This is a genomic window from Pseudomonas sp. 5Ae-yellow (assembly GCF_014077575.1).
Taxonomy (GTDB): Bacteria; Pseudomonadota; Gammaproteobacteria; order Pseudomonadales; family Pseudomonadaceae; genus Halopseudomonas; species Halopseudomonas neustonica.
The window spans coordinates 191,988-215,850 of the sequence record NZ_JACGWE010000001.1; the positions used below are offsets into that span (position 1 = coordinate 191,988).

Consider the following 23,863-nt stretch of genomic DNA (forward strand, 5'->3'; position numbering starts at 1 on the left):
CGTGAGCACTGAAGCCGCTACTACTGACGCCTCAGGCGCAGCCGTCACCAACGCCTCCACTCTTCCTGCAGGGCCGGACACTGCCGCCGCTGTTGCTGATCCCTCGCAGCTGCCTGCTGAACAGATAGTAAACGGGCTGCATGACAATGCCGTTGCGGCGACCACTGTCGCCGAGACGGTTAAGGGCTGGTTAGTCGTTGGCGGTCCCGTGGTGTGGATTCTGCTCGCCATGTCGATAGTCGCGCTGACCATCCTGCTGATCAAATTGTGGCAGTTCAACCTGCCCCGCCCCGAGGGCGCGCGCGCGGTGAACCGCAGTCTCTCGCTGTGGCACAAAGGCGAAACCGAGGCAGCAATCGAACAACTGAACACCCGCCAAACAGTGCCGGCGGTACTTCTGTTGGCGATGCGCGGAATGCGCAAGGGTGCCGATCAGACGCTGCTACGCGAAGAAGTCCAGCGAGTAGCCAGCTATCGGCTGAATCAACTCAAATTACTGCTGCGCCCGCTTGAGGTCATTGCCAATCTGGCGCCCCTATTGGGTTTGCTGGGCACGGTCTTGGGCATGATCGAGGCATTCCAGCAGATGGAGTCTGCCGGCAGTCGGGTCGACCCTTCTATTCTGTCTGGCGGCATCTGGCAAGCACTGCTGACCACCGCAGTTGGCTTGGCTGTAGCCATTCCTGTGGTAGCTATTCACAGCTGGTTGGAACGACGCGTTGAGCGCATCGCCGCTAGCTTGAACGATGCGGTTACCCAGGTATTCACGCACCAGCCCAAGCCACAGCAGAGCGGAAAGATCGCCAATGCTGCTTGAGGCCTTTCCTGGCAAGAAGCGCCGCGGCATCAGCCTGACACCGCTGATTGATGTGGTGTTTATTCTGCTGCTGTTTTTCATGCTGTCTTCGGATTTTATGCACTGGCGGCAAATAAGCCTGTCATCGGCCAATGAGACCGAGAGCAACCCCGACAGCGTCGAGTTGATCCGTATTGAAAGCGATTCGGGTGAGCTCAGCCACGACGGCAAGCGCTTTGCGTTGCAAGACCTTGCTGGCTTGACCGCGCTGGTCGCCGCCGAGCCGGATGCCGTGTACGCGGTTGAGGCAGTCGCCGGAGTAAAAACACAGACGCTGGTTTCCGTGCTGGACCAATTGCATAAAGCCGGTGCCGACAAAGTCTCCATGACCGGAGTGTTGCCATGAACTTCACTGGTCAGGAAGCGCCGCGCAAGGACAACACCGATGATCAGTTGATTCCGCTGATCAATATCGTGTTTCTGATGCTGATCTTCTTCATGGTGGCCGGCCAGATCAGCGAACAGGACGCGCAGTTCATCGAGCCGCCGGAGTCCATCAGTGAAGCCCCAACCGACGCCGATGCGCCGCGCGTGCTGATCGATGCCGATGAAGTCCTCTGGCTGAACGATCAGGAGATCACCCTGGAGGCGCTTGAGCAGCCCTTGGTAGCCGCCTTTGAACAAGCAAGCGACCCTGAAAGTTTCAGCATCGCGGTCAAGGCGGACGGCCAGGTGCCGGTTGAGACACTGCAAGCCGTGATGCGCAGCATCAAAGCAGCCGGCTTCCGCCGTATTACCCTGCTGACACAGCCCAGTGGTGAAGCGCCATGATTCGTCCACAGCACTGGATTGTCGCTATTTTGCTGGCGTTCGCGGCGCATTTGGCTGCTTTCGCCGTACTGGCGTATAACGACCCCAAAGGTGACGCAGCAGAACAAGGCCTGCAAGGCATTGAAATAGACCTGGGCATGCTTGGCGACCTGGGCGAAGCACAGGAAACCGAGCAGCCTGAAGAGGTCGCACCACCTAAACCAAAGGTGACTGCGCCACCACCGCCGCCAGAACCACCACCGGCACCGCCACGCCAGCAAGCGGCCGCGCAGGTGAAGACACCGCCCAAGCCCGAGCCCGAACCACCACGCGAACCCGAGCCGGTGCAGGAACCAGTGAACCAGGACGTCAGCAACACGGCGGCGGTTGAGTCGGGCGATAGCCAAACCGATACAACTCAGCTCAAGCAGTCCACCGGATCAGGTAATGCGAATACCTCTGGCGGGCAAAGCGGAGCGACCAAAAATTATTACTCGATGCTGGCGTCCAAGCTGGCGCGCAACAAACGCTACCCTTCCGCGTCGCGTCGGCGCAACGAAGAAGGCACAGCGACCCTGTTTTTTGTCGTCGCCCGGGACGGTTCGGTCAGCCAGGCGAGTATTCGCACCAGTTCAGGCTACAGACGCCTGGATGATGCGGTACTCGACATGCTGGAGCGTGCCACGCCGCTTCCCGAGTTCAGTGACGAGATGACCGAGCAGCAGCTCACTATCACGATTCCCGTAGCGTTCAAACTTAACAACGGCCGTTAGCGAGCCAAACCCGATCCGAGCCTTAAGCCTGATAAGTAGATACCGATAGTCGCGGCGCCAACCGCCAGGCCTGTTCCGCACCCGGGAAACCTCCAACAGAGAGGTATCCGGGAACCAAGCCGGAGAGCCAAGGACACCATCTAAAGGAAAAAGCATGTCATCGAACTACAGCATCAAACGTACAAGCCAGCCAAGCATGGAGCCGAGCCTGCGTAAAAATAATGGCCAGCGTGTTATGGCTACCTCGCTGGCACTCGCCATCTCGAGCACTATGGTCGGCAACCTTTACGCCGCCGAGGATGAAGTAAATCTCGACACCCTGGTTGTTGAGGACTCGGGCATTGCCGCTGAGGCCAACCCTTACGCCGAAGAAGCCGCACCCTATAAGGCACGCGTGCTATCAGACTCACGTCACACCCGCGAGATTGCCGATACACCGCAGACCATGACGGTCATCACCAAAAGCGCTATCGAAGATTCCGGCAAGACCGAACTCAAGGACATCCTCAGCGCCCAGCCCGGTATCACCCTGGGTACGGGTGAAGGTGGTGGCAACTCCTTTGGCGACCGCTACATCATTCGCGGTTATGAAGCGCGCAGCGACATCTACACCGACGGCCTGCGTGACCCGGGCCTGATCACCCGTGAAACCTTCGCACTGGAACAGATCGAAATCGCCAAGGGCCCCAGCTCCACTTTTGCTGGCCGTGGCTCTACCGGCGGCGCGGTCAACAGTGTGACCAAGAAAGCCAATATCTGGGATGACTTCACGACCGTAGAAGGCGGTCTGGGCACCGACGCCTTCCAGCGTTACACCCTGGACACCAACAAGGTGCTTTCTGACGAGGTGGCCATTCGCTTCAACGGCCTGTACACCGAAGCCGAAGTGCCCGACCGCGCCCCTGCGGAAAAGCGCCGTGAAGGCGCCCTGCTGTCCGGCGTGTATCAACCGCTGGACGAGTTCAAGGTGCTGGCTGACTATTACTACGCCCGCAGTGACGACCGTACCGACCCCGGCACCTTCATGAACAACGGCAAGCCCGATGACGACGCCAAGTACGTTGGCCAAAGCGGTCTGGATTTCCAGGAAACCGGCGCCGACATTTTCACCCTGGGCTTCGAGTGGGAGCTGGGTGACGGCGTCAAGCTGGAAAACAAGAGCCGGGTCGGCTCAACCGAGAACAGCTATATCGTGACGGCCTACAGCTCGCGTAGCGGTGGAACGCGCAGCTTTGGTGGCTGGCAGGAAAACGACTACATCGGTAACCAGACCAACCTGACTATCGACAAGATGTGGGGCGACGTACGCCACACCGTAATCGTCGGTGGCGAGTACGCTAACGAGCAAACCGATGCCGGCGGCTATTCCGCTACGCCCAGCAGTGTTGTGGTCGACCCCTACAACCCCGACAACAACGCCTGGAGCGGCACCAAAACTCGCAGTGACAAGCTCAGTGCACTGGAGCTGGAAACCATCTCGGCCTACGTGATGGACACGGTAACCCTCAATGAAGACTGGGAAGTCTTCGGTGGCGTGCGCTACGACCGGTTCGACTACGCACTGGACACCGAAGAGCGCACCGGCCGTGGCGGCGTGATTATTCCTGCGGCAACCTACGAATATGACGATGGCTTCTGGAACGGCCACCTGGGTGTGGTCTACTCGCCTTGGGAGCACGGTAATGTCTACGTCAGCTGGAGCACGTCTTCCAACATCAACGGTGGCGAAGCCGACGCCGGCACCAACTGCGGTTATGGTGGCATCTGTGTCGACGACGCAGGCAATTACGCGTCCGCTGATCCAGAACAGTCGACCAACTGGGAACTGGGTACCAAATGGAACCTGCTGGATCATCGTCTGCTGCTGACTGCAGCCGTGTTCCAGACCACCAAGGATGACGTCATTGAGGGCGGTAACGACTCTTATCAGACCGGCGGCAGCCTGAACACCGGCAAGAACCGCGTCCACGGCGTCGAACTGGGCCTATCCGGTAACATCACCGACAACCTGAGCGGCCAGATCGGGGCGGCGGTAATGAATTCGGATACCCTCAAGTCCTTTGACGAAGAAAACGAGGGCCGCTCCAAAGCCAACTTCGCAGAGAAAAGTGCCAACGCCCAATTGCGTTATCAGTTGACGCCCGCTTTCGCGTTTGGTGGCACCATGACCTACTCCAGCGAAATGCTCGGCGGCCAACCGGATGAGGGCGCCAGCGGCAGCATCAAACTGGACGGTTACACCGTGTACGATCTGTTTGCCAGCTACCAGGTCAACGAGCAGCTCGACCTGCGCGCCAACCTGCAGAACGTCTTTGATAAAGACTATTACACTGCCGTTTATCGCGGCGGCAGCATTGTCTACAAGGGCGAAGCCCGGAATGCTCAGCTGACGGCACGTTACAAGTTCTAACGCCTAAAGTAGAGTTAACAACAGCGGTGGGGGCAACTCCGCCGCTGTTTTGTTTCAGGGAGAGGAAGACATGATCATCGTTATTCCGGCGGTCTTCTCCGCCAGCGAGGTCAGCAAGATCCGCAGTCATCTGGACGCAGCCGAGTGGCAGGATGGCAGCACTACCGCTGGCAGCCAGGCGCAGCAGGTGAAACACAATCAGCAGTTGGCACTGGACAACAAGATTGCCCAACAACTGGGCGATGTGATCATCAATACCCTGTCGCAACAGCCAACCTTTGTCTCTGCGGCACTGCCGCTCAGAATCTTTCCGCCGATGTTCAATCGTTACCGCACCGGCAACACCTACGGTTTGCACGTGGACAACGCCATTCGCTACGTACCCGGCAACCCCACCCCGATTCGCACCGACCTGTCGGCTACCCTGTTTCTGTGTGATCCGCAGGAGTACGAGGGCGGCGAACTGGTCATTGAAGACAACTTCGGCAGCCAGCGCGTCAAGCTCAACGCCGGTGACCTGGTGCTCTATCCGTCCACCAGCCTGCATACCGTCACCCCGGTCAGCGATGGCGCCCGCACCTGCGCGGTGTTCTGGCTGCAAAGCATGGTGCGCAGCAACCAGCAGCGCGAAACCCTGTTCGAGCTGGATCAAAGCGTGCAGTCCTTGACCGCCGAACTGGGCGCAGGCCATGACGACGTGGTGCGGTTATCGGGGGTTTATCACAATCTGATCCGCCAATGGGCCGATACCTGATGTCTGACACAACCCAGTACCGTAAACCACTGAGCACCATCCCAACCGACCTCGTCAGCGTGGCCGATTACGCGCGCTACGCGCCAGCGTTCATCCCGCATGCCATCATGGAATACATCGCCGGGGGCGGTGCTGATGAGCTGAGCCTGAAGCGCAATCGCAGCGCGTTGGATGCCCTGCAAATACTGCCGCGGGCGCTGGTCGACTGCACCGCTGGCGGCACCCATACCCAAGTGCTGGGTGAGCGGTTGCGGCATCCCTTGCTGCTGGCGCCGGTGGCATTTCAGACGCTGGTGCACCCCGAAGGCGAGCTGGCCACGGCCGACGCTGCCAGCGTGCTGGAAACCGGCATGGTTACCAGTACCCTGTCGAGTGTCAGCCTTGAGGCCATTGCCGCGCGTTGCAGCGCGCCCAAATGGTTCCAGCTGTACATGCAGCAGAGCCGGGACTTCACGCTGCAGTTGGTACGCCGCGCCGAGGCTGCCGGGTACACCCAGTTGATGGTCACGGTAGACGCGCCCCTGCACGGCATTCGCAACCGCGCGCAGCGGGCCGGTTATGAGCTGCCGCCCGGCGTGGAAGCGGTCAATTTGAAGGATCGCCCGCCGCTGCCCAGCGCCAGCTTCGAGCCCAGCCAGAGCATCGTCTTTCAGGGCATGATGAGCGAGGTGCCCAACTGGGATGACATCGCCTGGCTGCAGCAGCAAACCCGCCTGCCGATTACCCTGAAAGGGCTACTGCATCCGGCCGATGTACAAAAAGCGCAGCAAATGGGCTTGGCTGGCGCGGTTATTTCCAACCACGGCGGCCGCACGCTGGACTCCGTACCCTCACCCATCGATCTGCTGCCATCCATTCGACAGGCAGTTGGGGCGGATTTTGCCCTATTGATGGATGGCGGTATCGAGCGTGGCACCGATGTATTCAAAGCCATCGCGCTGGGCGCCAATGCTGTGTTGCTTGGGCGACCACAGCTCTACGCACTGGCCGTTGCTGGCAAGCTGGGCGTCGCGCATATGCTGCGCATCCTGCGCGAAGAACTGGAAGTCAGCATGGCGCTGGCGGGCACGGCAACCATCGCCGACATCACTCCCGCCTCCCTCTGGCGAGCCAGCCCGTAGCTGCCGGTTAGCCTGCCCGCACCCGACGGGCAGGCGCCCAGCAGCACATAGCACCAAATCAGTGCGCCACACAAAAGCGGGCGCCCCACTAACGAGCACTTACTCTGCTAATCCCGCCGACTACAGTCCTGTAGGGCCTGAATAAACGCATGGTCAGGTTTTTGGTCTGTATATTGCTTTGAGTAATGTGTTCGCACTCCGTTTTATTGCGCGACACCACAATTTGCAAATAGAGCGCTAGGGTTCCGGCTGAGCTGTTCAGTGACTGGTCCAAGAGCACTCGACCTTTCAGACAAAGGTTACACGGCGGGACAAAAGCCCGGGAGACTATTGGCGAAAACGCCAGGAGTGCTCCGCGTGTCACTGACTGAGAGGTTCAAGATGAAGAAGCTATCCGCGCTATCCCACCTGCTTTGCACCATCGCAACGTTAATGACCGGCGAGCGGCTTTAATTCGTCCCGCTGAACCCTTTGGGGCACTACCCCACCGCAAGGAAACACCATGAAGCGACTGATCAATCTGTCCCCCACGCCAGTCACCCGAGTCTTTATCGGATTGCTGCCGTTCGTGCTCCTGTTGCTGGTTTACATCGTGGCCTCCGACGCGCGCCTGGAGGCCAACCCCAACGACAAGCTGCTGCCAGCCTTCAGTCAAATGGGCGCGGCCATTGATCGCATGGCACTGGAGCCCAGTAAGCGCAGCGGCGATTACATCTTTTGGGTGGATACCGCCAGCAGCCTGAAACGGCTCGGCATGGGTGTTGCCATTGCCGCCAGTATCGGCCTGGCAATCGGCCTGCTAACGGGCGCGCTGCCCGTGATCAACGCCAGCATGAGCCCGCTACTGACGGTGGTTTCGCTTATCCCTCCGCTGGCGATCCTGCCGGTGCTGTTCATCATCTTCGGGCTGGGCGAGCTATCCAAGGTGATGTTGATCGTGCTCGGCATTACCCCCTTCATCGCCCGCGATCTGCTGCGGCGCACGCAGGAGATACCGAGTGAGCAACTGGTCAAGGCACAGACGCTGGGCGCCAACACCAGCCAGATCATGGTCAGAGTATTACTGCCACAGTTGATGCCCAAGCTGATCGATGCCGTTCGTCTGTCGCTGGGCGCTGGCTGGCTGTTTCTGATCGCCGCTGAAGCCATTGCCTCTACCGATGGTCTCGGCTATCGCATCTTTTTGGTCCGCCGCTATATGTCGATGGACGTCATCCTGCCCTATGTCGCCTGGATCACCCTGCTGGCCTTTCTCTTCGACTGGCTGCTGGCGACCCTGAGCCGCCGACTGTTCCCCTGGAACGTACAAGGAGGCAACTAATGATTGAAGTGAACAACCTGGGCAAGAGCTACGACGGCAACCCGGTGCTTGAGCGCTTGAACGTCAAGGTCAAGGAAGGCGAGTTCGTCACCTTGGTCGGCGCCTCCGGCTGCGGCAAGAGTACCTTTCTGAAAATGCTGTTGGGCACCGAATCACCGACCAGCGGCGAGTTGCTACTCGACGGCAAGCCTATCGCCGACGAGCCAGGCCCGGATCGCGGCATCGTATTTCAGCAGTATTCAGTATTCCCGCACATGACCGTTCTGGACAACGTCATGTCCGCCGTTGGCTTTGCCCAACGAGGCCTGACTGGTTACCTGTTCGGCGCCAAGCGCAAACAGGCGCGGCTGGACGCCGAGGCAATACTTGACGAGGTCGGCCTGGGGCATGCACTGAAAAAGTACCCACACGAGCTATCAGGCGGCATGAAACAACGCTTGGCGATTGCCCAGGCGCTGCTCGGAAAACCGCGCATTCTGCTGCTCGACGAACCCTTTGGTGCCCTCGACCCCGGCATACGCGCCGATATGCACGAACTGGTGCTGCGCCTGTGGAAAGAACACAAACTGACCATCTTCATGGTGACCCACGACATCAAGGAAGGCTTTTATCTCGGCACCCGTCTCTGGGTATTCGACAAGGTGCGGCAGGACCCACACGCCCCGCAGGCGTTTGGCGCCACCATCACTTACGACCTGCCGGTCGATAGCAGCGCGCGGCAACCGGCAGCTAAAACCACTGCAGAAGCCATAGCGCCGCTGCTGGCCCACAGTGCCAGCTGAGCGCTAAACAGCCACGGAGACAAGGGTAATGAGCATGACTCACTACAACACAGAAATTCCCGGCGCCAGCCACTGGTCCCTGCGCGTGCGCAAGGGAGTGCAGATGCGCCTGACCGATATCAACGGCGGCGCCAACGTTGGCATGCTGTTCTACAACCCGGAGAACCTGCTGGAGCGCTACAACGCACCGGATACGCTCAAGGGCCAGCACACCTTCAAGCTGAGCAAGGGCAACTGCCTGTACTCCGATATGGGGCGGGTGTTTGCCTCCATCGTTGAAGACAGCCTCGGCTGGCACGAAACCGTGTGCGGCAACAGCAATGCCGAGCAGGTCAAGGCGCGCTGGGGCCAACGTGATTATCAGCACGACCGCAACGACTGGCATCAGAATGGCTATGACGCCTTCCTGGTCGAGCTGGCCAAATACGGGCTGGGCCGTGCCGACATGGCCGCCAACCTCAACCTGTTCAGCAAGATCGCTACCGACGACGACGGCAACATGACGCTCGACGGACAGCACAGCAAACCGGGCAGCGAGGTCGTGTTGCGCTTCGAGATGGACACTCTGGTGCTGCTGCACACCTGCCCACACCCACTGAACAATGCCGCAAGCTATCCCTACACGCCGGTGCAGATTGATCTGACACCCGCCGACCCGGTGGACGATGACGACTACTGCCGCAACTTCCGCCCGGAAAACCAGCGCGGCTTCATGAACAACGCCCTGTATCACCTGGGCAAGTAAGCGAGGACACCATGATCAAGACCAGCTCACGCCAACCCGAGACGGCCTCGCAACGCAGCACCATCGGCGCCGGCGATTACTACATCGGTACCGTCAAGGCCGGACAGACCCTGCGCCTGCTCGACCTGGAAGGCAATCAGGCCGCCGACACCCTGTTCTTCAGCGCCGCCAACCCGGTCGAGCGTTACAGCGTGACCGACACCCTGCGCGAACAGGGCAATGTCTACCTCACCGCTGGTTCGGTGATCCGCTCCAATGAAAACAACCCCATGCTGGAGATCGTCGCCGACACCTGTGGCCGCCACGACACCCTGGGCGGCGCCTGCGCCAGCGAAAGCAACACTATCCGTTACGACCTGGAAAAACGCTGCATGCACTCCTGCCGCGACAGCTGGATGCTGGCAGTAGCCGAGCATCCCGAATACGGCATCAGCAAGCGCGACATTACCCACAACATCAACTTCTTCATGAACGTTCCGGTTACCAGCGACGGCGGTCTGACCTTTGAAGACGGTATTTCCGGCGCCGGCAAGTACGTTGAGCTGACCGCCCTGATGGATGTGGTCGTGCTGATTTCCAACTGCCCGCAGTTGAACAACCCGTGCAACGGTTACAACCCGACGCCGGTTGAGCTGCTGGTCTGGGATAACTGATTCGCCGCGAACACCAAGATTCACCTGCTTCAGTGGACGACCACTGTCGTACTTTATGTCTGGGACGGCCCGGCAAAGGCTAGAGTGATGTTCAATAAAGTATTGATTGCCAACCGTGGCGCCATCGCCACGCGCATTATTCGCACCCTGCGCCATATGGGCATTGGTTCGGTCGCGGTCTACGCCGAGTGCGACGCTGAAAGCCTGCACGTGCGGCTGGCCGATGAAGCCTTTTGCCTGGGTGACGGCGCCGCAGCCGATACCTACCTGAAGGTCGATAAGCTGCTGGCAATTGCGGCCGAGTCCGGCGCTCAGGCCATCCATCCCGGTTACGGCTTTCTCAGTGAAAATGCCGACTTCGTGCGCCGCTGCGAGGCGGCCGGCATTGCCTTTATTGGACCCACACCGGAACAGATGGTGGAGTTTGGCCTCAAGCACCGTGCCCGCGAGCTGGCCGAGAAGGCCGGCGTGCCTCTGCTGCCGGGTACCGATCTGCTGCAAGACCTGAGTGCCGCGCAAGCAGCCGCCGAGCGTATTGGCTACCCTGTGATGCTGAAAAGCACCGCCGGTGGTGGTGGCATCGGTATGCAGCTGTGCCACAGTCTGGAAGAGCTGAACGGTGCGTTCGACAGCGTCAAGCGGCTTGGCGCCAGCAACTTCGCCGATGATGGCGTGTTCCTGGAAAAATTTATCGCTCGCGCCCGGCATATTGAAGTGCAGATGTTCGGTGACGGCGCAGGCAAGGCGTTGGCGCTGGGCGAGCGCGACTGCTCCAGCCAGCGCCGCAATCAGAAAGTGGTGGAGGAATGCCCTGCGCCCAACCTGACTGACGCGATTCGCGCCGAGCTGCATAGCACTGCCGAGAACCTGCTGTGCAGCATCGGCTACCGCAACGCCGGAACCGTAGAATTCATCTACGACGCCGACAGCCACGAATTTTACTTTCTTGAAGTGAATACCCGCCTGCAGGTTGAGCACGGCGTGACCGAAGAGGTTTACGGTGTTGATCTGGTCGAGTGGATGATTCGCCTGGCCGCTGGCGATGCGCCAGATCTGGATGCACAACGCGCCAACCTGCAAGCCCAAGGCCATGCCATACAGGTGCGTCTGTATGCCGAAGATCCGTACCGCGACTTTCAGCCCTGCGCAGGTTTGCTGAGCGAGGTTGTCTTTCCGTCAGGTGACGGCATTCGCATCGACCATTGGATCGAATCCGGGCTGGAAGTACCCGCCTACTTTGATCCCATGCTGGCCAAGGTGATTGTGCATGCTGAAACTCGCGAGCAGGCACTGAGCAAGCTGCAAAGCACGCTGGACGCCACCCGCCTGTATGGCAGCGAAACCAACCTCGATTATCTGCGTGCGCTGAGTCGCGATCCGGTGCTGGCTGCCGGTGAAGTGACCACACGCTATCTGAACAGCTTTCGCTACAGCCCGGCACGCATTGACGTGCTGGCCGGCGGCACCCAGACCACCATTCAGGATTTTCCCGGCCGCGCCGGTAGCTGGGATGTGGGCGTGCCGCCCTCCGGGCCTTTTGATAGTTATGCCTTCCGGCTCGGCAATCGTCTGCTGAACAACGCCAAAGACGCTGCGGGCCTGGAAATCACCCTGCAAGGCCCGACGCTGCGTTTCGCCCAGGCGACCCAGATCGTGCTCAGCGGTGCGCCGCTGGACGCACGACTGGATGATCAGGCCGTTGCCCTGTGGCAGGTCATCGATGTTGCCGCTGGCCAAACCCTGACCCTGGGCCGCATCAAGGAATCCGGCACCCGCGCCTATCTGAGCGTGCTCGGTGGCGTGCAATGCCCGGACTACCTGGGTTCCAAGTCGACCTTTACCCTCGGTAAATTCGGCGGGCACAACGGCCGCGCTTTGCGTACCGGCGACGTCTTGCATCTGGACAGCAGTGCCAGCACCGTGGCGAGCGCCAGCGTGCCAGACGCCCTACGCCCGAACCTCGACAACCAGTGGGAAGTGCGCGTCATTTACGGACCGCACGGTGCGCCGGACTTTTTCACGGACGAGGATGTAGCGACCTTCTTCAATACCGATTGGGAAATTCACTACAACTCCAGCCGCACCGGCGTGCGCCTGATCGGCCCCAAACCCGACTGGGCGCGCAAAGACGGCGGCGAGGCGGGTTTGCACCCTTCCAACATTCACGACAATGCTTATGCCTTCGGCACCGTGGATTTCACCGGCGACATGCCGGTCATTCTGGGTCCGGATGGCCCTTCGCTAGGCGGCTTTGTCTGCCCAGCAACCGTAATCACCGCTGACCTATGGAAGCTGGGCCAACTGCGCGCCGGTGACACCGTGCGCTTCGTTCCAATCAGCATCGAGCAGGCGGTCGCACTGGAGGCGGCCCAAATCAGCGCTATCGATAATTTGCAGGCGCAACCGCTGGAGTGGCAGCCCGTCGCGCCACAAACGCCTATTATCAAGCGCTTGCCCGCTGAGCAATTTGGCGACGAGATCGTCTATCGCGCCGCCGGCGATCATTTCCTGCTGGTCGAGTATGGCGAGCAGATGCTGGATATTCGCTTGCGCTTCCGTGCGCACGCGCTGATGCAGTGGCTGCAGCAAAACCCGCTACCCGGCATGCGCGAGCTGACGCCGGGGATACGCTCTTTGCAACTGCATTTTGACAGCCAGCAGTTGAGCCATGCAGCGCTACTGGAACATCTACTTAAGGGCGAGCAGGCGCTGTCCGAGCGGCTAAACGAGCTGTCCGTGCCTTCGCGCATCGTGCATATTCCGCTGTCCTGGGATGACGAGGCTTGCCAGCAGGCCATTGAGAAATATACCCAATCGGTACGCAGCAACGCGCCCTGGTGCCCGAGCAACCTGGAGTTCATCCGCCGAATCAACGGGCTGGATAGCATCGACGACGTCAAGCAGGTGCTGTTCGACGCCTCCTACCTGGTCATGGGCCTGGGTGATGTGTACCTCGGCGCGCCGGTCGCCACGCCAACCGATCCACGGCACCGCCTGGTAACCACCAAGTACAATCCGGCGCGCACCTGGACAGCAGAGAACTCGGTCGGTATCGGCGGTTCCTACCTGTGTGTTTACGGCATGGAAGGCCCCGGCGGCTACCAATTCGTCGGCCGCACCTTGCAGATGTGGAACCGCTACCGCCAGACCCGCGAATTCAGCAAGCCCTGGCTGCTGCGCTTCTTCGATCAGATCCGGTTTTATGAAGTCAGCCACGACGAACTGCAGCAGATTCGCCGCGACTTCCCGCAGGGCCGGTATCCACTGCGCATTGAAGAAAGCCATTTCAGTCTGGCCGAGCACGAGGCCTTCATTGCCGATAACGCCGACGAAATCGACACCTTCAAGCAACAGCGTAACGCCGCATTCACCGAGGAGCTGCGCCAGTGGCACGCCAACGGCCAGTTCAACTTCGCAAGCGAGGAGCTGGAAGACGCCGCTGATGACATTAGTTGGCCCGAGGATAGCGTGGGCGTCGATAGCCCCGTATCCGGCAGCCTGTGGCAAGCAGCGGTCAAGGTCGGCGATCAGGTCAAGGCGGGCCAGGTGTTGTTGATTCTTGAATCCATGAAAATGGAAATCCCTTTACAGGCGCCGTGCGACGGCGTCGTCACCCACGTATTGCAGCAGGCCGGTGGCCGCGTACACGCCGGCCAGCCGCTGGTGGTATTGCAGGACGCTGCGCAGGAGAACCCAGCATGAAAATTGATATGAGCATCACAGGCCTGAAGCAGGCCTACCGTGAAGGCAGCCTTACCCCGGCCAAACTGCTGGCCAGTATTCGTGAGCAAGCCGTCACTTTATCCGACCACAACATCTGGATTTACCTGCTGACCGAAACCGAGCATCAGCCTTATCTCGATGCGCTGGCAACCAAGGACCCGGCTACCACGCCGCTCTGGGGTGTACCCTTTGCCATCAAGGACAATATCGACCTGGCGGGTGTTGCTACCACCAACGGCTGCGACGCCTTTGCTTATACGCCTGCCGAGTCATCGCAGGTAGTGCAGCAGCTGATCGACGCAGGCGCCATCCCGATCGGCAAGACCAACCTGGACCAGTTTGCCACCGGTTTGAACGGCACGCGTTCACCGCACGGCCCCTGTCACAATGCCTTTGATTTTGACTACATCAGCGGCGGCTCCAGCGCCGGCTCCTCGGTTTCTGTCGCCAAGGGCCTGGCCACCTTCAGCCTGGGTACCGATACCGCCGGCTCAGGCCGAGTACCCGCGTGCTTTAATAACCTGGTAGGACTGAAACCCACACGTGGTCTACTGTCGGCCAGCGGGCTGGTACCGGCGTGCCGCAGCCTGGATTGCATCAGCATCTTTGCGCTGAACAGTGATGACGCCAACAGCGTTCTGGCCTGCGCCGAAGGTTTCGATAGCCGCGACGGTTATAGCCGCGCTAATCCGTTCAACAATCAGAACCGCCAATACGGTCGCCGTGGTGGTGCGCTAAAAATCGGTGTACTGACCGAGGAGCATTTACAGTTCTTTGGTGACCAGGCCTACGCCGCCACCTATGCCGCGACCCTGGAAAAGCTCGCCGCTACCGGTATCGAGCTGGTCACCATCGACTACACACCCTTCAACGAAGCCGCCCTGCTGCTGTACGAAGGCCCTTGGGTCACCGAACGTTACCTGGCTGCACAGCCGCTGATCGATGACAACCCCGAGGCCATCTTCCCGGTGGTTCGCGAGATCATAGCGCCCGGTGGCAAGCCACCCGCTACCGCGCTGTTCAAGGCGCAGTACCGACTGGAGGAGTTGAAAAAGGCCTGTCATGATCAGCTCAAGGGGCTCGACTGCCTGCTGACGCCGACCGCTGGCCGCCTGTTTACCATCGCCGAAATGCTCGAAGAGCCGATTCTGCGCAACAGCCAGTTGGGCTACTACACCAATTACATGAACCTGGTCGACATGACCTCGGTCGCGGTACCCACGGCATTCACCGAAGCCGGCCTGCCCTTCGGCATCACCCTGGTCGGCCCAGCGTTCAGCGACCGTGCGCTGCTGTCCATCGCCAACCGCATACAGCAGACGCTACCCTTGCCCCAGGGTGCGCTGGATCTGCCACAACCGGCCCTTAGCGGCCAGGCAGTCGGCAACCCCGACAGCATCGACGTGCTGGTCTGCGGTGCGCACCTTGAAGGGCTGCCGCTGAACTGGCAGTTACTGGAGCGCGGTGCGGTACTCAAACAACATACCCAAACATCCCCCCACTACCTGATGTATGCGCTGGCCGGCGGCCCGCCGTTCCGTCCCGGATTGATTCGCGATGAAGCGGCAGGCGTGGCTATTGAGGTGGAAATATGGTCTATGCCGAAGAGCGAGTTCGGCAGCTTTGTCGCTGGCATTCCAGCACCGCTGGGCATCGGCAAGGTGCAGATTGCCGACGGTAGCTGGGTCTGCGGCTTTATCTGTGAACCCTACGGACTCGAAGGCAGCAGCGATATTTCTGCCTTGGGTGGCTGGCGCGCTTATATGGCACAACGCTGAACAAGGGATAAAAAGGGGAAACGAGACTTTTACCAACACAGCACATAAACTGATTTCAGACCAAGTAGTCGATCTGGGTGCAGTTTATGGAAAAGCGGAAGTTCCCTCGCCAGATATGTAACGTTGATGCCGTGCTCTCAGTGGCGGAAGGAGACAGTCACCACTGCACCATCGTCGAGTACAGTCAGGGCGGCCTGCAGGTTAGCTTTGATGCCGCCATCGCCGGCGGCATCATCAACAGTCTCAGGCGCGTGGCGGCAGACCATAGTAATGCCAGCATCAGTTTCCGCCAGGCGCAACAATATCTGCGCTTACCCGTTGCTATTGTTCGCCTGACCCCACAAGGCGCTGGCCTGCACGTTCCCAACCCCGATCCCGCCGTCTACCGAGTATTGCAGCATCTCTCGGTCGCGCAGGCGCAAGAGAACAAACAATCCACCAGCCTGGCCAGCAGTCAGCCGGCACTCAGCGAGCGACACAAAAAGAGCCTAATGCAGTCCGCCTGTCGGGTGCTGCACGACTTTTTGCGGCAACAGTACGCAGGGTTTTGCCATCAACTCGAGCATGAACTCTTCGCCGCCGCAGACCAGCAACACGACACCAGTGCGCAGCAGCACTTTCTTATTGCCACCAAACAGTTTCGCAAGGACCGCCAGCGCATTTTTGCCAGCCTCAGCCAATGCATCATTGCTGACGCCATGGCACTCAGCAAAGGCATTTACGCGCTAGCGGGCATATCCGCGGCTGACCAAAGCAAGAGAGCTTCGCCACTGGAGCTGATCACCAAGGACGACTTTGAAGACTGGCTACTGGTGAGGGTTGCCATCTCCAAGGCTGAATTGAAACAACGTGACGCACTGATAGAGCTGCAGGTTCGTATCGATGCAGCCTTTGGCAAACGCGATGGTCAGCGCCCGCCCAACCCTTTTTCCCCGGCGGCGCTATGTAACGGTTTTTTTGAACAAATTCACCACCTGCAGTTGCCGCACGCCCAGTTACAGGTGGTTTATGCCGTATTGCAGAAAACCCTGCTCGGCGAACTCCAGGCTTTCTACCAGCAGCTGAATCAAGTGTTTATTGATGCCGACATTCTGCCGGACATTGACATAGCCCAGTATCTGGCCGAACAGGCGCTGCTGAATCGCCCCGAGTCAGCAGCTGAGGCCGAAGAAAGCAGCAAGGCTACCGCGCCGCCCAGCAAATCACTGGCGGCAGAAGAAAACGTCACCGGCACGCTGGAGAAAGAGTCGGATACAGCGGCGTCTGCCGAGCCGCCTTCAGCCTACGGCACTGTTAGTCAGCTGATGGGCCTGCGCCGCCAAGCGACAGGTGAAACGGTCGCTGCCAGCGATAGTGATGGACACCACAGCCAAGCCACCGCACAACAACTTGGCCAATTGCAGGAAAGCCTGATTAGAGGTGATGTGCAGCTAGTGCAGACTGGCGCACTGAAAGAACTACTGCGGCAAGCCAAGGGCAGCGCTCAACCGCTATCCGAGCAGGAACAGGACGCCGCCGATACCATCGAAGGTTTATTCGACAGTATCCTGCAGAGCGACCGCATCAACGCCGATCTGCGTGATGAGTTCCGCAAACTGCAGGTGCCGCTGCTGCGCGCCATTTTGCAGGACCCTGAGCTGTTTTCAGCCGAAGCTCATCCCGCCCGTCAGGCACTGAATTACATTGCCCTGCTGGCCGATAAAGGCAGCAGCAATCTAGCCGCCAATACCCCTGCTATTCGCGAGGCCATCGGCGGGATTCTGGCGGACAAAACCGACGGTAAAGGCTTCAGCCAAAGCATCGACAGACTGGATCAACTGGTCGGCCGCGAAAAACGCCTGATCGAACGTAACCTGCAGCGCATTCGTCAGGGCTGCGATGGGCAGCAACGGCTGCGCCATGCCAATAGGCAGATTCAATGCGAGCTGGAGCGCGTCCTGACTGCCCCCATACCGCAACCGGTTATCTCGCTTCTGGAAAATGGCTGGCGCGACCTGATGCGTCTGAGTTACCTGCGTGAAGGAATGTCCAGCCGCTCCTGGGAAATAACGCTGCAGGTCATTGAGCAACTGGCGGCCAACCGCGATAGCACCCGTCTAACCTCAATGGAAAAACCGCTCGGCGAAGAGAACTTGCTGCTGCTGGTCGAAAGAGGGCTTTCCAAGATACCGGAAGGCCAGTTGAGCCACCTCGAACTGGTGGCGCAGGTCAGGCAGATGCTGGATACCGACCCCAACGACATCAGCATCGGCACCTATCAGGACCCGCTGGGAGCAGAACCCAGCTTGCAGGACCGCCTGGATGCCTTGCCCGATGGCGGGCTATCACTGCAACGCTGGATCAAACGCGCGCGTGGCCTGAAAGTATCCCAGTGGTTTGAACTGAGTCACGGCCAACTACAGGAAAAACTGGTGCAACTGGCCTGGACTGCCGATGACCACAGCCACTATGTATTTGCCAATCACCAGGGCACACAAAAACTCGAACTGCCGCTGGAGCGGGTGGCCACCCTGCTGCGCGACGGAAACCTGGTACTGCTCAGTGATGCGGCACTGCCCGCCGTTGAGCAAGGGTTCGATGCGCTGGTGCAGAAAGTCTACGACAAGCTGGCCTTCGACTCCTGTCACGATCCTCTTACCGGATTTCTAACCCGCAAAGAATTCTGCCGAACACTGGCACAAACTGTAGCTGGCGCTAACGAGGAGACCGAGCGGTTCAGCCTTATTTTTATCGACATAATGCAGTTCAAGGTGATCAACAACACCTGCGGCTACGAAGCCGGGGATCGCTTTCTCAGCACGCTTGCACAGCGCCTGCGCAGCTTTCTCAAGCAGGGTAGTCTGGTTGGTCGCATGGGAGCTGACCAGTTCGCCATATTACTGCAGGAAGATGCCGAAACCCTTGGCTACAGCAGCGCACGCGAACTCAAGGGCGTCGTCGAAGAAAAGCGTTTTGAGTACGAAGAGCATAGTTTTGTTATCAAGACCGCGCTGGCGCTGGTCGGCTTGAACCGCAGCAACCACAAGGTCATGGAGTTATTACGTGCAGTCGAGTCGGCGACCAGCCTGTCCAAGAAAACCGGTTATAAAGACGTGCAGGTAGTGCGGCCGGGCGACCAGCGGCTGGAAGCTCTGGACGAGGTAATGGCCTGGGTCACCCGCATCAATCGTGCACTGGACAACGATAACCTGAAGCTACGCTGCCAGAAGATCGCGCCGATCAACGGCAGCGCGCGCACCCTAGCGCACTACGAAGTACTGCTCACCGTGCTGGATGAACATGGTGAAGACTCGCCACCCGCCGAGTTCATCAAGTTTGCCGAGGAGTACAACCGCATGGCCGCGGTAGATCGCTGGGTGATCGAGCATGTATTGCAGTGGATGTACGACCACCTGGACGAACTGCACCTGTTTGGTGGCTTTTCGGTCAACCTGTCGGGCCACAGCATGAACGATGAAACCTTCCTGGATTTCATTTTTGACGCACTGGTGCGCTACCCGGTCCCGCGCAACAAGCTGGTATTCGAGATAACCGAAACCACAGCGGTCACCAACCTCGACGACGCTGCTGATTTCATCAAGGAAATGCGCAGCATCGGTTGTCGCTTCTCGCTCGACGACTTTGGTGTAGGCCAATCGTCCTACTCTTACTTAAAGCGCCTGCCAGTGGACTTCATCAAGATCGACGGTGCATTTGTGCGCGATATCAATACCAACGATGTCGACTACGCTCTGGTCAAATCCATCACCGAGATGGGCCATTACCTGAAGAAAAAGGTTATCGCCGAGTATGTCAGCAGTGAAGCGATTCTCAACACCGTGACGCATATCGGCGTGGATTATGCGCAAGGCTACCAGTTTGGTATGCCAGTAATGCTTGATCAACTGGATCTGCGCAACAATCCACGCTTCTGAGAAACCGCCTAAATAATCCGCCCAACGCTAAGGGTCCCTGACACATCCCCGAGTGCGCAGGTCACTGCCGGAATCAGCTATCGGCCGGTGGATTAGCAGCAACGGCACAGCAGGCGCAGATTATTACCCGGATCGTCGCGCATAAAGCCTTGTCGACTTGCGTCATACCGGAGACAGAATAGGCGCTTAAAAAGCTGAAGATGCCCGAGCTTCGGGGGGCGACAGCCGATGCATTTGTGTCCTGTCGATTGTGTATACCGCGCGGATCAGGGAAAATGACCACCACTTTTCGCTTAAAGCCGCCCGCCACGCCAATCAGGCTGCGCCGGCAGCAAAAAATCTGGAATACCTCTGCTGATGTCGAACGCTCCAATCGCACAGGAAGTCGGTAAACGCCGCACTTTCGCCATTATCTCTCACCCTGACGCTGGTAAGACCACAATCACCGAGCGCTTGCTGCTGATGGGGCAAGCGATCAGCGTAGCCGGCACCGTCAAGTCGCGGAAATCCGACCGCCATGCTACGTCCGACTGGATGGCAATGGAGAAGGAACGGGGTATCTCGGTGACCACCTCGGTGATGCAGTTCCCTTATCGTGACGGCATGATCAACCTGCTCGATACCCCCGGCCACGAAGACTTCTCGGAAGATACCTACCGCACCCTGACCGCCGTCGACTCAGCGCTCATGGTACTCGACGGCGGTAAAGGGGTTGAGCCACGCACCATCGCCCTGATGGACGTATGCCGTCTGCGCGATACGCCCATCGTCAGCTTCGTCAACAAGCTCGACCGCGATATACGCGACCCGATTGAGCTGCTGGATGAAATCGAAGACGTGCTCAACATCAAGGCTGCGCCCATCACCTGGCCGATCGGTTGCTACCGCGACTTCAAGGGTGTGTATCACCTCAAGCGCGACTGCATCATCGTTTACGAGGCAGGACATGGCCACGAGCGCACGGAAACCAAAACCATCGACCGGCTCGACTCGGACGAAGCGCGCGCTCACCTGGGCGACCTCTACGACGACTTTGTCGAGCAGCTGGAACTGGTGCAGGGCGCCTGCCACGAGTTTGACGAGCAAGCGTTTCTCAAAGGCGAAATGACCCCCGTATTCTTCGGCACCGCACTGGGTAACTTTGGCGTCGACCAGGTACTCGATGCCATCGTCGACTGGGCTCCACGACCACAACCTCGCGATAGCCACGAGCGTACAGTTCAGCCGACTGAAGCCTCGTTCAGCGGTTTCGTGTTCAAGATTCAAGCGAATATGGATCCCAAACACCGCGACCGTATCGCGTTTCTGCGTATCTGTTCCGGCCGTTACGAAAAAGGCATGAAGCTGCATCACGTGCGCACCGGCAAGGATGTACGTATCGCCGACGCGCTGACCTTCTTCGCTGCCGAGCGCGAGCATCTGGAAGAGGCTTGGGCTGGCGACATCATCGGCTTGCACAACCACGGCACCATTCAGATTGGCGACACCTTTACCGAAGGCGAGAAGATCGGTTTCACCGGCATCCCGCACTTCGCACCTGAGCTGTTTCGCCGCGTGCGCCTGAAGGACCCGCTGAAATCCAAGCAGTTGCGTCAGGGCCTGCAGGAGCTGGCTGAGGAAGGCGCCACCCAGGTATTCTTCCCGGAGCGCAACAACGACATCATCCTTGGCGCGGTTGGTGTGCTTCAGTTCGATGTAGTTGCCTCACGGTTGCAACAGGAATACAAGGTCGAGTGTATTTATGAGCCGATCAATGTCTGGTCAGCGCGTTGGGTCGAGTCCAGTGATCGCAAGAAACTGGAAGAATTCAGCAACAAGGCCACCGACAACCTGGCGATTGACGGCGGCGGCCACCTGACCTATCTGGCCCCTACCCGCGTTAACCTCAGCCTGACCGAAGAACGCTGGCCCGACATCGCCTTCCGCGCAACCCGCGAGCATCACTGACGCGCTACGCTACGCGCAGCTGCAAGCTGCAAGCTGCAAGCTGCAAGCAATTAGAAGCCCGTTCCAGTGTTTTGGTTCGGGCTTTTCGCTTGAAGCTTGAGGCTTGAGGCTTGAGGCTCGAAGTCTGCGGCTTGCGGCTTGCGGCTTGCGGCTTGCCAGCGTAGCGTTAGCCAATGCGCTACATAGATACCCATACCCACCTGGACTTCGCCGCCTTTGACCACGACCGTGACGCGGTGCTGGATGATTGCTTGCAGCTGGGTGTCGAGCGACTGGTAGTACTGGGGGTGGCCGCCAGCAACTGGCAAAAAGTATGGCAACTGACTCAGCAGCAGCCCATGTTGCACGCAGCCTTCGGCCTGCACCCGATGTTCTGTGCCGAGCATCAGCCGCAGCACCTGGATCAACTGCGCCAGCAACTGCAGAACTGCAGCGGCCACCGCCAACTCTGTGCCGTAGGCGAGTTTGGTCTGGACTTCTACCTCGACAATACCGACCGCGACGCCCAACAACAGCTGTTTGAACAGCAGTTGGCACTGGCGGCCGACTTCTCGCTACCCGTGCTGCTGCACGTGCGTCGCGCACATGCGCAATGTATTGCTACCTTAAAGCGATTCAAACTCCAGCGCAGCGGCATCATCCACGCCTTTTCTGGCAGCCTGGAAGAAGCGCAGGAGTATCTCAAGCTGGGCTTCAAACTCGGTATTGGCGGAGCCGCAACATGGCCCCAGGCCAAACGAATGCATCGCACTATCGCCCAACTGCCTGCCAATAGCATCGTATTGGAAACCGACTCACCCGATATGCCGCCCAGCTTCGCGGTGTCGCAACGTAATAGCCCGCAAAATATTCCTGCGATCGCCAGGCACTTGGCTGAGCTGCGCAAACAACCAGTGCAGCAGTTCGCCGAGCAGTGCTGGCATAACAGCTGTGAATTATTCGACTGGGCCACCACGCCAGTGTCTTGAGCAGGGCGGTCTGTTACAGTCGAGAGTCTTTCCAAGTGGCAAACCGAGGAGAAACCCCATGCCTTTTCTAGGCGTTGCCATTTTTCTGGTCTGGCTGGTTCTACTGTTGCGCTTCCCCAGGGTGATGCTGCCGGTAAGCGGCGTGCTGGCGGGTCTGGGCCTGCTGCTGGGCCTGGTCATGGGCCTGCTGCAGTGGCAACAAGCCCAGCGAGTAGAGCAACTGGCTTTCGACCTCGCCTACCAGCCTGAGCAATGTGAGTTTGGCAAACCACTGGTGGTGCGTATAAGCAACCAGAGTGACTCAGCGGTGCAGCACATTCACTGGCAGCTGGTGGCTAGCCAACCGGGCTACAACACCAATTTGCTGGATGCTGGCGTGGCGCTGGACTTCAGCAGCCCTACTCGCCTGGCACCCGGTGAGCAGGTAAAGCTGTGTTTCAGCGTGCCGCGCCTGCGACGCGGCTACCGCGAAGCCGAGCTGGACTACCAGGCCGATGAGGTCAGCGCAGAATTCATCAACTAACCAACAAGGATAATAAAAGATGCCACAAGAAGTCGCGTTGATCACAGGCTGTTCCACCGGTATCGGTCAGGCACTGGCCCATTGCTGCCTGGATGCCGGTTATCAGGTCTGGGCCACGGCCCGCAATCCGGAAACACTGGCACCGCTGGTCGCTCGGGGCGCCATTGCCGTGCAGTTGGATGTGAATAACGCAGAGCAGCGGCAAGCCTGCGCAGAGCGCCTGCGCACAGAGGCCGGCCGCCTGGACCTGCTGATCAATAACGCTGGCTACGGTGCCATGGGACCGATCATGGATGCGGATCGCGACACCCTGCTCAAGCAATTCGACACCAATGTCTTTGCGCCGCTGCAACTGGTGCGCGACACCGCAGACTTACTGCGCGACAGCAAAGGCCTGATCGTCAATATCGGTAGCGTTTCTGGCGTAACCACGACGCCGTTTTCCGGCGTGTACTGCGCCTCCAAGGCCGCGCTGCACGCGATTTCCGATGCCCTGCGGATGGAGCTGCACCCCTTTGGTGTTCAGGTACTGACGGTGCTGCCGGGCGCTATTGCTTCGGACTTCGGTAATAACGCCAGCGCCGCCATCACCATGGCAGAAACATCCTGGTTCAAGCCTTGGGAAAAAGCCGTGCAAGCACGCGCCAAGGCGTCGCAGAACGCCCAATCCACCAGTGCTGCAGACTTTGCCAAGGAGTTGCTGGGTTACGTGAAGAATCCGGTCCGCCCGGAACAGGCGCTGATTGGCCACAGCGCACGCAGCATGGTGCGCCTGAAGCGTTGGTTGCCGCTGTCCATGCTCGACAAACGCATGCGCAAACGCTTCAAGCTGGAATAATGCGCTG

General features: G+C 59.2%; 18 protein-coding genes and 1 riboswitch. All 18 genes read left to right on the forward strand.

Annotated features, from left to right (window positions below):
* Window position 1: 1 nt before the first annotated feature.
* Window positions 2–817, forward strand: coding sequence for a MotA/TolQ/ExbB proton channel family protein (locus H4J77_RS00905; RefSeq protein WP_218565702.1), 816 nt, complete (start codon window positions 2–4; stop codon window positions 815–817).
* Window positions 807–1,202 carry a biopolymer transporter ExbD gene (locus tag H4J77_RS00910; protein ID WP_158611237.1) on the forward strand — a complete coding sequence of 132 codons (396 nt, stop codon included), beginning with the start codon at window positions 807–809 and terminating at the stop codon, window positions 1,200–1,202. The genes H4J77_RS00905 and H4J77_RS00910 overlap by 11 nt, the downstream gene beginning before the upstream one ends.
* Window positions 1,199–1,627 (forward strand): biopolymer transporter ExbD, encoded by a 429-nt coding sequence (locus tag H4J77_RS00915; protein WP_182246635.1) that lies wholly within the window; start codon window positions 1,199–1,201, stop codon window positions 1,625–1,627. Before H4J77_RS00910 ends, H4J77_RS00915 begins: the two co-directional genes overlap by 4 nt.
* Window positions 1,624–2,379, forward strand: coding sequence for an energy transducer TonB (locus H4J77_RS20145; protein WP_182246637.1), 756 nt, complete (start codon window positions 1,624–1,626; stop codon window positions 2,377–2,379). The genes H4J77_RS00915 and H4J77_RS20145 overlap by 4 nt, the downstream gene beginning before the upstream one ends.
* A gap of 154 nt (window positions 2,380–2,533) precedes the next feature.
* On the forward strand, window positions 2,534–4,789 hold the full coding sequence (locus tag H4J77_RS00925) for a TonB-dependent siderophore receptor (protein WP_182246639.1): 2,256 nt from the start codon (window positions 2,534–2,536) through the stop codon (window positions 4,787–4,789).
* A gap of 70 nt (window positions 4,790–4,859) precedes the next feature.
* On the forward strand, window positions 4,860–5,543 hold the full coding sequence (locus H4J77_RS00930; RefSeq protein ID WP_182246641.1) for a Fe2+-dependent dioxygenase: 684 nt from the start codon (window positions 4,860–4,862) through the stop codon (window positions 5,541–5,543).
* Window positions 5,543–6,664 (forward strand): alpha-hydroxy acid oxidase, encoded by a 1,122-nt coding sequence (locus tag H4J77_RS00935; RefSeq protein ID WP_182246642.1) that lies wholly within the window; start codon window positions 5,543–5,545, stop codon window positions 6,662–6,664. Before H4J77_RS00930 ends, H4J77_RS00935 begins: the two co-directional genes overlap by 1 nt.
* A gap of 226 nt (window positions 6,665–6,890) precedes the next feature.
* Window positions 6,891–6,992: riboswitch (guanidine-I (ykkC/yxkD leader) on the forward strand.
* Between the two features lie 174 nt (window positions 6,993–7,166).
* Window positions 7,167–7,985: an ABC transporter permease gene (locus H4J77_RS00940; RefSeq protein ID WP_123888447.1), complete on the forward strand. Its 819-nt coding sequence runs from the start codon at window positions 7,167–7,169 to the stop codon at window positions 7,983–7,985.
* Window positions 7,985–8,767, forward strand: coding sequence for an ABC transporter ATP-binding protein (locus H4J77_RS00945; RefSeq protein ID WP_123888446.1), 783 nt, complete (start codon window positions 7,985–7,987; stop codon window positions 8,765–8,767). Before H4J77_RS00940 ends, H4J77_RS00945 begins: the two co-directional genes overlap by 1 nt.
* A 28-nt stretch (window positions 8,768–8,795) precedes the next feature.
* Complete coding sequence (locus H4J77_RS00950; RefSeq protein WP_123888445.1) at window positions 8,796–9,512, forward strand: urea amidolyase associated protein UAAP1; 717 nt, start codon at window positions 8,796–8,798, stop codon at window positions 9,510–9,512.
* An 11-nt stretch (window positions 9,513–9,523) separates the two neighbouring features.
* A complete protein-coding gene (locus tag H4J77_RS00955; RefSeq protein ID WP_123888444.1) occupies window positions 9,524–10,165 on the forward strand; it encodes an urea amidolyase associated protein UAAP2 in 642 nt (213 codons plus the stop codon).
* An 87-nt stretch (window positions 10,166–10,252) separates the two neighbouring features.
* The gene (gene uca / locus H4J77_RS00960) at window positions 10,253–13,867 is read left to right on the forward strand and encodes an urea carboxylase (protein ID WP_182246643.1); all 3,615 of its coding nucleotides are present in this window, start codon (window positions 10,253–10,255) and stop codon (window positions 13,865–13,867) included.
* Window positions 13,864–15,666, forward strand: a complete 1,803-nt coding sequence (atzF, locus tag H4J77_RS00965; protein ID WP_182246644.1) for an allophanate hydrolase — start codon at window positions 13,864–13,866, stop codon at window positions 15,664–15,666. The genes uca and atzF overlap by 4 nt, the downstream gene beginning before the upstream one ends.
* Before the next feature lie 86 nt (window positions 15,667–15,752).
* Window positions 15,753–19,580 (forward strand): DUF1631 family protein, encoded by a 3,828-nt coding sequence (locus tag H4J77_RS00970; protein ID WP_182246645.1) that lies wholly within the window; start codon window positions 15,753–15,755, stop codon window positions 19,578–19,580.
* A gap of 357 nt (window positions 19,581–19,937) precedes the next feature.
* Window positions 19,938–21,527, forward strand: a complete 1,590-nt coding sequence (locus H4J77_RS00975; protein WP_123888440.1) for a peptide chain release factor 3 — start codon at window positions 19,938–19,940, stop codon at window positions 21,525–21,527.
* Between the two features lie 173 nt (window positions 21,528–21,700).
* Window positions 21,701–22,495: a TatD family hydrolase gene (locus tag H4J77_RS00980; RefSeq protein ID WP_182246646.1), complete on the forward strand. Its 795-nt coding sequence runs from the start codon at window positions 21,701–21,703 to the stop codon at window positions 22,493–22,495.
* A gap of 58 nt (window positions 22,496–22,553) precedes the next feature.
* The gene (locus H4J77_RS00985; protein ID WP_123888438.1) at window positions 22,554–23,018 is read left to right on the forward strand and encodes a hypothetical protein; all 465 of its coding nucleotides are present in this window, start codon (window positions 22,554–22,556) and stop codon (window positions 23,016–23,018) included.
* A 19-nt stretch (window positions 23,019–23,037) separates the two neighbouring features.
* Window positions 23,038–23,856, forward strand: coding sequence for an SDR family oxidoreductase (locus H4J77_RS00990; protein ID WP_182246648.1), 819 nt, complete (start codon window positions 23,038–23,040; stop codon window positions 23,854–23,856).
* Window positions 23,857–23,863: the final 7 nt, after the last annotated feature.

Bases quoted from the DNA above. Each gene is read 5' to 3' on its own strand.
- H4J77_RS00910 (WP_158611237.1), top strand. From the start codon at position 807: ATGCTGCTTGAGGCCTTTCCTGGCAAGAAGCGCCGCGGCATCAGCCTG.
- H4J77_RS00915 (WP_182246635.1), top strand. From the start codon at position 1,199: ATGAACTTCACTGGTCAGGAAGCGCCGCGCAAGGACAACACCGATGAT.
- H4J77_RS20145 (WP_182246637.1), top strand. From the start codon at position 1,624: ATGATTCGTCCACAGCACTGGATTGTCGCTATTTTGCTGGCGTTCGCG.
- H4J77_RS00925 (WP_182246639.1), top strand. From the start codon at position 2,534: ATGTCATCGAACTACAGCATCAAACGTACAAGCCAGCCAAGCATGGAG.
- H4J77_RS00930 (WP_182246641.1), top strand. From the start codon at position 4,860: ATGATCATCGTTATTCCGGCGGTCTTCTCCGCCAGCGAGGTCAGCAAG.
- H4J77_RS00935 (WP_182246642.1), top strand. From the start codon at position 5,543: ATGTCTGACACAACCCAGTACCGTAAACCACTGAGCACCATCCCAACC.
- H4J77_RS00940 (WP_123888447.1), top strand. From the start codon at position 7,167: ATGAAGCGACTGATCAATCTGTCCCCCACGCCAGTCACCCGAGTCTTT.
- H4J77_RS00945 (WP_123888446.1), top strand. From the start codon at position 7,985: ATGATTGAAGTGAACAACCTGGGCAAGAGCTACGACGGCAACCCGGTG.
- H4J77_RS00950 (WP_123888445.1), top strand. From the start codon at position 8,796: ATGAGCATGACTCACTACAACACAGAAATTCCCGGCGCCAGCCACTGG.
- H4J77_RS00955 (WP_123888444.1), top strand. From the start codon at position 9,524: ATGATCAAGACCAGCTCACGCCAACCCGAGACGGCCTCGCAACGCAGC.
- uca (WP_182246643.1), top strand. From the start codon at position 10,253: ATGTTCAATAAAGTATTGATTGCCAACCGTGGCGCCATCGCCACGCGC.
- atzF (WP_182246644.1), top strand. From the start codon at position 13,864: ATGAAAATTGATATGAGCATCACAGGCCTGAAGCAGGCCTACCGTGAA.
- H4J77_RS00970 (WP_182246645.1), top strand. From the start codon at position 15,753: ATGGAAAAGCGGAAGTTCCCTCGCCAGATATGTAACGTTGATGCCGTG.
- H4J77_RS00975 (WP_123888440.1), top strand. From the start codon at position 19,938: ATGTCGAACGCTCCAATCGCACAGGAAGTCGGTAAACGCCGCACTTTC.
- H4J77_RS00980 (WP_182246646.1), top strand. From the start codon at position 21,701: ATGCGCTACATAGATACCCATACCCACCTGGACTTCGCCGCCTTTGAC.
- H4J77_RS00985 (WP_123888438.1), top strand. From the start codon at position 22,554: ATGCCTTTTCTAGGCGTTGCCATTTTTCTGGTCTGGCTGGTTCTACTG.
- H4J77_RS00990 (WP_182246648.1), top strand. From the start codon at position 23,038: ATGCCACAAGAAGTCGCGTTGATCACAGGCTGTTCCACCGGTATCGGT.